12 protein-coding genes are annotated in these 11,170 nt (G+C 49.4%); 8 read left to right on the forward strand and 4 right to left on the reverse strand.

The window, feature by feature from the left end; translation table 11 throughout:
- Positions 1-483: 483 nt before the first annotated feature.
- The 4 genes from HQL65_02265 to HQL65_02280 form a co-directional block, all read right to left on the reverse strand.
- The gene (locus HQL65_02265) at positions 484-1,308 is read right to left on the reverse strand and encodes a glycosyltransferase family 2 protein (GenBank protein MBF0135037.1); all 825 of its coding nucleotides are present in this window, start codon (positions 1,306-1,308) and stop codon (positions 484-486) included.
- Positions 1,309-1,321: 13 nt separating this feature from the next.
- Complete coding sequence (locus HQL65_02270; protein MBF0135038.1) at positions 1,322-2,137, reverse strand: FkbM family methyltransferase; 816 nt, start codon at positions 2,135-2,137, stop codon at positions 1,322-1,324.
- A complete protein-coding gene (locus HQL65_02275) occupies positions 2,134-3,864 on the reverse strand; it encodes an ABC transporter ATP-binding protein (GenBank protein ID MBF0135039.1) in 1,731 nt (576 codons plus the stop codon). Before HQL65_02275 ends, HQL65_02270 begins: the two co-directional genes overlap by 4 nt.
- A 480-nt stretch (positions 3,865-4,344) precedes the next feature.
- Positions 4,345-5,085, reverse strand: a complete 741-nt coding sequence (locus HQL65_02280) for a hypothetical protein (GenBank protein ID MBF0135040.1) — start codon at positions 5,083-5,085, stop codon at positions 4,345-4,347.
- Between the two features lie 94 nt (positions 5,086-5,179).
- Between HQL65_02280 and HQL65_02285 the strand changes: the two genes are divergently transcribed.
- The 8 genes from HQL65_02285 to arsB all read left to right on the forward strand — a co-directional run bounded on the left by HQL65_02285 (position 5,180) and on the right by arsB (position 11,101).
- Positions 5,180-5,446, forward strand: coding sequence for a hypothetical protein (locus tag HQL65_02285; GenBank protein MBF0135041.1), 267 nt, complete (start codon positions 5,180-5,182; stop codon positions 5,444-5,446).
- Between the two features lie 176 nt (positions 5,447-5,622).
- Positions 5,623-6,288, forward strand: a complete 666-nt coding sequence (locus HQL65_02290) for a fumarylacetoacetate hydrolase family protein (GenBank protein MBF0135042.1) — start codon at positions 5,623-5,625, stop codon at positions 6,286-6,288.
- Entirely contained in the window at positions 6,257-6,727 is a 471-nt protein-coding gene (locus HQL65_02295) for a hypothetical protein (protein ID MBF0135043.1), read from the forward strand. The genes HQL65_02290 and HQL65_02295 overlap by 32 nt, the downstream gene beginning before the upstream one ends.
- Before the next feature lie 246 nt (positions 6,728-6,973).
- Positions 6,974-8,053 (forward strand): hypothetical protein, encoded by a 1,080-nt coding sequence (locus HQL65_02300; GenBank protein MBF0135044.1) that lies wholly within the window; start codon positions 6,974-6,976, stop codon positions 8,051-8,053.
- A 216-nt stretch (positions 8,054-8,269) separates the two neighbouring features.
- The gene (locus tag HQL65_02305; protein ID MBF0135045.1) at positions 8,270-9,091 is read left to right on the forward strand and encodes a GAF domain-containing protein; all 822 of its coding nucleotides are present in this window, start codon (positions 8,270-8,272) and stop codon (positions 9,089-9,091) included.
- Between the two features lie 66 nt (positions 9,092-9,157).
- A complete protein-coding gene (locus tag HQL65_02310) occupies positions 9,158-9,490 on the forward strand; it encodes a helix-turn-helix transcriptional regulator (GenBank protein ID MBF0135046.1) in 333 nt (110 codons plus the stop codon).
- An 18-nt stretch (positions 9,491-9,508) separates the two neighbouring features.
- A complete protein-coding gene (locus tag HQL65_02315; GenBank protein ID MBF0135047.1) occupies positions 9,509-10,021 on the forward strand; it encodes an arsenate reductase ArsC in 513 nt (170 codons plus the stop codon).
- Positions 10,022-10,078: 57 nt separating this feature from the next.
- A complete protein-coding gene (arsB, locus tag HQL65_02320; protein MBF0135048.1) occupies positions 10,079-11,101 on the forward strand; it encodes an ACR3 family arsenite efflux transporter in 1,023 nt (340 codons plus the stop codon).
- Positions 11,102-11,170 lie beyond the last annotated feature (69 nt).

Here is an 11,170-nt window from a genome sequence, read left to right on the forward strand (position 1 = left end):
TATACCTCACAAAATTATTAATCAATAAACATTCGCTATAAAATTAGATAAGACTTGCCATTTAAAAAAATTGCGGCCTTGATCATCGTTTCGGCCATTTGGAAACAGTTTTGGAAACAATTTTTTGTTGAGTGGCTCTCGCCCCAAACTCCACCAGGACTCTGTCCTGGACCTGAAAAGTAACACCCACCCGGCATGCTTGCAACAGACCGGATATGAGCATGAAATTGCATAGGTTCCGAAATTATCCTGACAGATCGGTCCAAACGATGCGATGCCGAAATTGCTCTTACCCGGGGATAGACAAGGTTTACCTCATTTCAGTTCATGAATTTTGACAAATTATATTTTTTAAGACTTTGAGCAACGCTGTGGCGCAGAGCGAAACGTCCGGCTCTCCTGCTTCGCGACCATCTGGAAAGGGTAGGAAATTTTGACCGGTTCCCGAATTGTCAGCCGGATTGGCCCGGATGATGCTTAAGCTCAAGGCCTTTTTTGAATGTCCCGTCCCGGGTGGGGCAGGGGAGAACTGGTATCCAAACCCATGCGGCGTTCCAATAAACGCAAGGAGAGCAATATTTCGCTTAAACATCTTTGTCCGGCGTAATACCAGCCGGGCCAACCGTCGAGAATACCCCCCTTCAGGAACAAACAATTCATGAATACCAATAATGGTGCCACGACAATGCAACGACGCAGGCGATCCGGCCACCGAAGCGTTTGCCAAGGTGTGGCCAGAATATGCTCTGCTTCCAGACGCATATAACGGTCCTGGGCGAGCAGCCAATGGCTCAGGGATTTACGATCATCATGTTCGATGGGGTGACGCAACCGCTCCACTTGACCCACAATAGCCAGTGCCTGGGTGTGACCATCCTGATAATAACGACCACTGGCCCGTCGAAAAAGCACGACTTTTTCCGGATAAAGGGTTCCACGCAGGGGCCGACCCCCAATACAGTAACGAAATCCAGCCACAAATCCAACAGTACTCTGTGCCGGTCTCAATTCAGCAAGCTCCTGAACCAGGGCATCCGTGACCTGATAGTCTGCATCCAGTGCCAGAATCCAGGCATCTTCTTCAATGCCGGTCTCATGGACAGCAACATTCCATTGGTTGGCATGAAAATCAAACGCACGTTGCCGAAAATCCACATTGGCAAAGGCGCAGGCAATTTCCCGGGTGGTGTCGGTGCTGTCACTATCCAGAATCACGACCCGTCTGGCCCATCGCAATCGCTCCAGGGTTCGGCCAATATTCGGGGCTTCGTTGCGGGTCAGAATAACGGGGGTGATGGTTGGTAACATAAATATTCAAATATCATGCAGGCCGGTTGGTGCGTTCCATGAGCCAGATACCTGGCAATAATTTGGGTGTGGAAAATCCCCATGAACGGGATATTTCCTGGAGGTCAGACTCGCCAAAGCCTGAATGACATTCGATACACAAGGCATCCACACGGTTCAACCAGGCACACTGTTCTTTCAAGAGTATTTTTTCGTACCCCTCAATATCCACCTTGAGAAGCCCGATACGCTCCCATTGCAGTTTTTCCAGGACACTCTCCACAGTCATGGATTCAATGCGCAGGATTTGATTCGTAAAACGGTCTGAAGCCATACTTTCGCGAATGCGATGATCGGAATCCATAAGTGCAATTTCCATTTCCACAAAACCATCCTGAATTGCAACAGCACTCTGAAATACCGTGGCTGCAACCTGGTTCATTTGCAAATTTTCTCGCAGTAACTGTATATTACCTGGTATGGGTTCCAGGCCTGCCAGTTGTGCCTGAGGATAAACCTTGGAAAAATAAATCAACGTCAAACCAATATTTGATCCAAGATCAAGGATCGTTTTTGGGACAAACGACAAGGATAAATCATAAAAATGATGATGAAAAACTTCACCATGAATATAAAGATCAGATCCAAAATTATTGCGGATGACCAGCCGCAGAGGACCAACTGGATAGGGATATTTGAAATCAATATACCATTTCGTTCCAAATATTTTTTTAACCCATGGACGCTTTGAGCTGTACAGGCAGGAAAGATACTTGATGCGATCTATCAATACCGGACAGACATTACGAATAATATTATTGTTTGCACGAAATGTCTCTAAAATATTCATTTTTCATTTGTCGAAGATAAACTTCCACCTTTCTGCTCGTTTAACAGTTCCTGAAAAGGGCCGGGACGGTTGGTCAGTTCCTGCCAGGTTCCCTGGTCAACGATATGGCCATTTTTCAAAACAACAATCAGATCTGCATTGCGTATAGTTGAAAAACGATGTGCGATCATCAATATGGTAATGGATTTGGCCAGTTGGTCGATGGTTTGCTGCACCAAGCGTTCGGACTCGGAATCCAGGGCACTGGTGGCTTCGTCCAAAACCAACAATGCCGGTTCCCGGGCCAGGGCGCGAGCCAAGGCGAGGCGTTGTTTCTGACCGCCGGAAAGACGCATGCCCTGATCGCCAATGATGGTGTCGTAGCCTTCTGGAAGCTGCTGAATAAATTGATCGGCCTGGGCCATGCGGGCGTATTTTTGAATCAGTTCCTTGTCCAACGCTTCCTTGAATCCCCAACCAATATTGGCGGCAATCGTGTCGTGGAGCAAAAGCGTTTCCTGGGAAACATAGCCGATGGCACTCCGCCACGAGCCTGGATCGTAATTTGCCAGGGGAAGATCATCCAAATAAATTTGACCAACCTGGGGTCGCAAAAGCCCCATGATCAAATCCAGCAAAGTACTTTTGCCACTGCCTGATCCCCCTACCACGGCAATGGTTGACCCTTTGGGAATGTCGAGATGAATGTCTGTCAATACCGGATGGTTGGGAACATGGGAAAACCCCACCTGACGCAATTGAATTCCTTTCCCAAGACCCCGGAATGGGATACCCGTTCCCGGTTGCCATGTCTCTCGGTACATTCGGGCACTTTTCAGCAACTCCTCAACATTTTTCAATCCAGAAATATTGTTCAGAATATTAAAATATTGACCTGTGAACTGCTGAAGTCGCGGAAACAATCTGTAAAAAACAAACAATAATACAAGTATGTCGGGCAGGCCCATGCCGAGATGACGGATTCCGACATAAATTGCCAGACAGAGCTGAATGATCATGAACATTTCAAAAACAGCCCGATTCAAGGCTGGAAATATCACAGCACCATACCAGTTGTTGGCAACCCTGTCGGAAAAAAAATCTGATTTTTCAATAACTTTTTCTTCCATGGCGCTGGCCTTGATAATCTTGGCATTTTCCATGTATTCCAGAATCGCGCTCTTGTAATTGACATTATGGAGGGTAAACAGATTGCCAAGGTCAGAACCGAGGCTCAACAAACGGCGCATGAAAAAAACGACAACAGATCCGGAAGCCAAAACCCCCACTGTCAATTGCCACGAAACCAGCAACGCCACGCAAAAATAGACGGCCAGCATAAACAGGTTGGTCGCAAAGTGGGAAAAATAATACAATACGTAAACAGCCCGATTGACTTCATCCGTCAAAGAGTTGGTGATCGAACCTTTTCTCGATGCCGAAAAAAATGGCCACTCGGCAGCAAAAATAGTTTGAAAAAGTTCATGGCGGAGAGTCAAATTAAATTGAGAACATAATCTGCTGGAAGCCAGATCCCGCAATAATGAGGTCACCGCCTGTAGTAAAAATATGAAAAAAAACACCTCCAAACCCAGCAACAGGGAAACGGGAACGCCAGACGCCTGAAACATTTCCAGAATGAAAGATCCAACTCCCTGGATTTCCACCGGTTTGTTCATGGCCAGATTGAGGATGGGAACCAAAAGAACGACACTGATTCCTTCCAAAAATCCACTCAGGGCCATCATGACAACCAATCCCGGCAACTGCCATGGATAATAAGACAATAAACGCTTGATTGAAAACTGAATATCCGACAATCCTGAATGATCTGGAAGATTGGATCTTGTCAACTCGGTTTCCTTAAGAAAATCCTGGGACTGTTCCTGGACAGGGTGGCATGTTTTCCTCTGTCTGGGCAAGATTTTTGTTTGTTATTCTCCCCAAAAAAATGAATCACTCAGCAGGATCCCAACCTCAGAGGCTGTCTAATAATTTGTTAATTTTAAAAAAAACGAATGAAAAACTGGGATGGAGGTCCAAGAGGAAGGGCCGTGCCCTTCCTCTTGGCGGGGCTTGGGGCGGAGTCCCAATAAAATCTTTCTTTCCAATTTTTTTTATCCGAGGGTTAATGGACAGCCTCTCAGCCGAACTTTGGCAGACTTGAATATCTGGATTCATGGTAACTATTCATGGTCTTGATCAACGTTTCTGCCATGAACAGGGACCTATCTGACTGGGGGGATCCGGGAGATGTCGAGGTGACAGACATTGCCCTTGCCCATGTGGCTTTCAAAGTTCATCCGGTATCCCAATTTTTGTCCAAGCGCATGAAGGAGCATGGCTGAAGAGTGGTCACGGGTGCTGGATCCGATTTCATCCTGGTCCACGGACGTATACCATCTTCCTTGATCAATAACGGAAATTCTGTACAGGCCCGGCAGCGTACCGACCCGAAGTTCGACGCATCCCTTGGCCGGTGAGAAGCGCACGGCATTGGCAATCAAACCGGCAAGAAATCGGACCAAACGCTCTCCGTCCACAAATGCCAAATCTTTGCATTTTGCATCATCAAAACGTAATTTCAGTTGCACTTTGCCACGATTGGCTCGCTGCACGTTGAATCCCAATGCGTTCAACAAAAGAGGTCGCAGATTGGTCGCCTGTGGATGATGGTTTGTTTCACCCTTTTCAATAGTTTCCGTATCGAATATATCATGAACCAATTCCCTGAAACGGAACTGTATGGAGAGTGTGCTGGCCAGAGTATGTTCAATTTCATCTGCATCCCTGGATCGATTGATCCAGGTCTGAAGTAACGAGGCTATTCTGGGAATATGGGTCTTTTGTACAATATTTTGGCGTAACGGCATTTTACTCGCTTTTTGATCGATACGCTTTGCAGCCAGGAGACACCGTACATGAGAAAGTCTGTCCTGCGAACTCCACCAGTCATGCAAAAATTCCATGCTTTGCTGATGGTCAATACTTTTACGAGTTGGAAATGGTTTTTCAGCCGTCCTGAGTAATACCTTTTTTGAACCGTTTATTGGATTTGTTCTTGTGATGCAATCAAAAGTCGGGCGACCATTGATTCCAGGCAGCATTGAAAAAAATATTCGTCGCCAGTGTTCGATCTCTTTTGTCTCAATGGGATATTCGCCATGGATTCCATTTCGTACCAGCAACCCCCGTACATGTGCTTCTGATTTTTTTGAAGTTGTCTTGAAAAAAGAATTTTTCATGATGGTGACCCTCAACAATGGAATGTGTGAGGTTCACTTCGCAAACGGTGCGCCATTATTTAAATTATTGATTTTAAATATATAATTTGTAAATGACAACGAGGTGTTTCAAATTGCATTGCAAATTGCAATGACTTTTACCAAAGCTGCAACGGCCTGTGCAGATCAGGTACATCATGCTACCATCCAGGAAAAATGTGGGAGACGCCGGAATGCACCTGACAATCATGGAAACCGACTGTGAATACAACTTATAAGCATATGTTTCTGGATGGAAAAACCGCCGGTTTACCGACCGGAAAGGTGGTCTGTGTCGGTCGCAATTATCACGAACATGTCCGGGAATTACAAAACCGGGAAGGAGAGGATCCTGTCCTGTTCATGAAACCGACTGCGGCTCTTGTTCCATTTCAGGATCCGGTGCAATTGCCACGCCACGGACACGTTTGTCACTTTGAAACGGAAATTGCGGTACTAATCGGTGAAACCTTGCAAGACGCATCGCCCGGCCAAGTACTCAGGGCAGTTGCGGGGTATGCCGGTGCCTTGGACCTGACCTTGCGGGATGTCCAAACCCGTCTGAAACAGGCCGGACATCCCTGGGAGCTGGCCAAGGCTTTCGACCGCTCATGTCCGATCACACCATTCATTCGGAGTGACGAGTTGGCTGCCGATGTGGCAACCGGTCTGCGTTTTTCCCTGCATGTCAACGGGGTTTTGCGGCAGGAAGGCCATACGCTGGACATGATCTGGAATCCAGCATCCCTGCTCACGAAGATTTCCGGCTATTTTACCTTGTATCCGGGAGATGTTGTCTTGACTGGAACCCCAGCCGGTGTGGGTCCACTGGCCCCGGCTGACCGCCTTGCCTTGACCATACAGGATCGTTACCACTTTGCAACTCAAGTGGCGGGAATTTCCGCTTGACCGGGCCAGGAACACAACCCCTTCCTTGCAATCCGGGTGGCAAGAATTTTCATTTGGGGTCCTGTTTATTCGCTTTCCGATTGAAGGTGTCGAGCCACTGCGGATAGAGAGAAAAATAGGACTCTGTAATCTTTTTCAGGTTCAGGTTGAGTGGGTCAAAGGCTTCCATCCCCGCAATAACCTTGTTGCGAACATGGTCAATGACTTCCCGTTGCAAGGGTTCCACGTCTGGAAGCCCAAGAAAAGATCGCCCTTCGGCAGGCGTGATGTCCAACTGGATATTGATTTTCATGATACACCTCAATTATTTTGGCCGATCACACTTGGCGATTTGGATCTGGAGTTTATTTGCGAAACAAAAGAAGCGAAGTGCGCCAAGCCAATGGATTTGTTACTCCTGACCCCCGATACCACGGATTTTGGCATGAAACACTCCTGAACTCAAATAATATTAAATGGAAGCCATTGTTCACCAGTGCCTCGTCTTTTACTCGATGGCGTCAAATCCGCTTGCCCCGTCACCGATAAAGGAACAAGTTGTGGATTTGGGAGAAGAATTCGGTTGCCAAAAAGGATTGTTCCACAGTAGCATGCGCGTTGGCTTCAGGTCGGATGCAGGGAATTCCGGGTGCCATACCCATCCTCTGTCATTCCAGGATTGCCATGACCAACAGAACTGGACAACATGACCAGATTGATACCCATTCAATCGACTGACTATTCAGCCCTGGCAGCGTTCTGTGCCTCCAAGCCCGAGAGAACGTTGGCTTTGGACCTATGGGAACGTCGATTTCGTTTTTGGTGGGACGAAAATCCGGCCTTCCAAACCGGTTGGGTGCGGGGCTGGATGCTCCAGGATGAAACAAGCATCGTGGGAGTGCTGGTCGATATTCCAAGCCATATTCAGCTTCTGGGTCAGATGGTCACGGTCAGCAACCTCTCCCTGTTGCGGATACTCCCTGAACATCAGCAGGAAAGCATCCGGCTCTTATCCGCCCTCCTCACCGATACCAAGTCACGACCCGTATTCTGTACAACGACAACCCCGGAGTTGGCTTCTGTCCTGCGGGGATTCAGGTTTCGAAATCTGACCGAATATTTCATTGAACACCTGTTTGTGACCAATACGTCGTTTCTGGCCGGGCAGTTGATCCAGAAAAAAAAGTTGCCGCAGTTCCTGGCCTATCCGGCGGCAATGGTGACCCGTTTGTTCCAAAAAGTCTACGGCTGGATTGATTCATCAAGAACCGGGAACCTGCACGTTCGTCTCCTGCATGATGCAGGTCCAGAATTTGATCGTTTGTGGCAACGGACCGATCATCAATTCAGCTTTACCAATCTGCGCTCTGCTTCTGATCTGAACTGGATCCTGTGCAGCAACCCCGTCCATCATCTGGTCCTGTTTGGCTGTTACACGTGCGATGAAACCTTGATTGGCTACGGTCTCTTTGTGCATCTTTCAACGGAAAATCCGGAAAATACCGGGCGACTCCTTTGCCTGGATCTTTGGAGCGAATGGACATCGATCACCCCTTTTGTGGCCATGATTCGTGGGGCGATTCGCTACAGTGAAAAAAAGCGACTGTCCATGTTGATTGTTCCCGAATATCACGAAATCATCGGTCGTGCTGTCGCGCAAAGTGGATTTTCCATACGCAGAATTTTTCCCGCCACTCTCTATTGCCGCCTGCCCAGGGGTGTTGCCCTTGGCATCAACAGCGAAGAAAGCCGATTGAGTGGTTATTTTGGTGACACTGTTCTTTGAACGGCACGCTTCGTGAACAGGATATTTTCACTCAAGATTTGGCACATGATGAATTTCATGATTCTTCCAATTTGCCCGACCCTGTCAGCCGACAGGGTGATCAAGGCCGGAGGCTGAATCTTCACAGTTCGGACTGCTGATTTATTTTTGCAATCATGGCGATTTTCTATCAGTATCCATTTTTTGGAATCATTCAGAAGAGAGGAATCAACAGGCATGAACGAATCTTCCCCGCCCAACCTCAGTCCTGTACTCATGAAACAGTTAAATACGGAAACCGATCTGGATGTTCTCCTCGGGCGCATTTTGAAGCTGACGTTGGAGATTGCAGATGCGGATCGTGGCTCCATCCTCGTTCTGGATGAGAGTGGCTCGGTCAAACATCAGATTCTTGCCAGACCCGGGCAGACACCCGAATTTGCCACCTATAATGTCTTGAAAGTCATGAAAGATGGCCTGGGAGGATGGGTCTACGCCAATCGCCAACCGGCCCTGTTGCGGGATGTGACCCAGGATCCCCGTTGGGTGGTCCTGCCCCAGGATCAGTGGGAAACCGGTTCTGCCATGGCGGTACCGTTTTTTTTCCAGGAGCGGGTCAGTGCCATGATCTTTGCGCAACATGAAACCAAAGGGACTTTCGATACCCCGCATCTGGAACGCCTCGTGCAAATGGCCGAACAAACTGCCAATTCCCTGGAAAAGGCGCGCATCATTTGCAAGGCCACGGCAGAAAAAAATGCTTACCGGCTCCTCCTGGAACAATCTGCCCAACCTCTCTTGATCATTGATGACAGCAACAAGATTGTTGTTCTGAGCCAGGCAGCCTTGCCCTACTTTGCCAGCAAACCAGGGACATCCTCTTCCATCGATAGCCTCCCTGAAGGCAAAGGTTTGCTCGATGCCATGCGCCTGTTTCGCAGCGAAGAGTCCCCGGGAGACAAAATGAAAATTCGTACCACCTGGCCCGGGCGTGCCAGCCTCAAAATGGCTGTGCGTGAACTCCAGCCACTCGGTATGGTCCTGACTTTTCTGGAATAAGTCCTGACTTTTCTGCAACAAAGGATTTCTCCTTGAACATTTCCATATTTCGATTATTATTGAAATATGGAAACCGACTCTGTCATCGTAGCGCTGGCGGCTTTGGCTCAGGAGTCGCGTCTGGCCATTTTTCGGTGCCTGGTACAGGCCGGCCCCCCGGGCTTGCCGGCTGGAAAAATCGGCAAGGCAACGGGCATTTTGCCGTCATCGTTGACGTTTCATTTGAAGGAATTGTTGCATGCCAACATGGTCACGTCGCGACCACAGGGACGCTTTGTCATCTACGCGGCCAATTATGTGACCATCAATGCCCTGGTTGCCTTTCTGACGGAAAATTGTTGTGGTGGCAATCCTTGTGGATTGGTTCCTCCTTCCGAGAACCCTCTTCCAAAGCCTTGAGCGAGAGAACATCAACGCATGAATGTCAAACCCTGCAATGTTCTGGTGTTGTGTACTGGCAATTCGGCCCGCAGCATCATGGCTGAAGCTCTCATCAACACCCTGGGAAAAGGCCGTTTTCAGGCCTACAGCGCGGGAAGTCACCCCACGGGTCGGGTCAACCCCTTTGCCGTGGAACAGGTGGCCCAATTGGGATATCCGACGGATACGCTTCGCAGCAAGAGTTGGGACGAGTTTTCCCGCCCCGATGCACCGTCCATGGATGTGGTCATTACGGTGTGCGCGAATGCCGCCGGCGAGGTTTGTCCGGTCTGGCCGGGTGCCCCGATCTCGACCCACTGGGGTTTTGCCGATCCGGCGGCGGTCGAAGGAAGTGATGCGGATAAACGCCAAGCCTTCGCGAAAATATTTCATCATATCGAAAAACGGGTTCAGGTATTTGTTGCCCTGGGGTTGGACCTGCAAAACAAGGCAGTAACCAAACTGGCACTGGATCACATCGGGCACATTCCAGACGATACGGAAAGGTAACAAATCGTGGGGTCTCCACATGAAAAAGGAGCAACCAGACCTGTCACGGAAACTCCCATTCATTTTTTTGAACGCTTCCTGACCCTGTGGGTCTGTCTTTGCATTGGGGTAGGCACGGCCCTTGGCAAGGGGTTTCCTGGCCTGTTTCAGTTCATTGGTCGGTTGGAATTTGCCCAGGTCAATATTCCGGTGGGCGTGTTGATCTGGGTGATGGTCATACCCATGCTGGTCAGGATTGACTTTGGTGCGCTGCATCAGGTGCGGTCACATTGGCGAGGCGTCGGTGTCACCCTGTTGGTCAACTGGCTGATCAAACCGTTTTCCATGGCCCTGTTGGGCTGGATATTCGTGCGCCACGTGTTTGCTCCCCATCTGCCTGCCGGGCAACTGGACAGCTATATTGCCGGTTTGATCCTGCTGGCGGCAGCCCCCTGTACGGCCATGGTCTTTGTCTGGAGCCGGCTCAGCCATGGCGATCCCTATTTTACGCTGACCCAGGTTGTTCTCAACGACACGATCATGATCTTCGCCTTTGCCCCGTTGGTGGGTTATTTGTTGGGCATGTCGGCCATCGTAGTACCATGGCAAACCCTGTTCATGTCGGTGGTGATCTACATTGTCATACCCGTCATTCTGGCTCAAATCATGCGGAAATGGTGGCTGAACAAAGGTGAGTCAACCCTGGAGTCGGCCCTGAAGAACATGGGACCATGGTCGGTCGGGGCATTGCTCACCACCCTCGTGCTGCTTTTTGCATTTCAGGGACCTGCCATTCTGAAACAGCCCCTGATCATGGCCATGCTGGCCGTGCCGATCCTGATCCAGGTGTTTTTCAATTCGGCCCTGGCCTATTGGCTTAACCGGCTGGTGGGCGAAAAACATGCCGTGGCCTGTCCCTCGGCCCTCATCGGAGCCAGCAATTTTTTTGAGTTGGCAGTGGCCACAGCCATCACGCTGTTCGGGTTCGATTCGGGTGCTGCTCTGGCCACAGTTGTGGGCGTTCTGATCGAGGTTCCGGTGATGCTTGGTGTGGTCCGGGTGGTCAATGGCACCCGTCCCTGGTACGAAGGCCGGACTTGATCCAGATCAAACGGGGTTCATTTTCCGAGGGCATCCGGGTATCATGCATGGGTGAAGGGTTTGTCCGTG

This window comes from Magnetococcales bacterium (assembly GCA_015228935.1).
Taxonomy (GTDB): Bacteria; Pseudomonadota; Magnetococcia; order Magnetococcales; family DC0425bin3; genus HA3dbin3.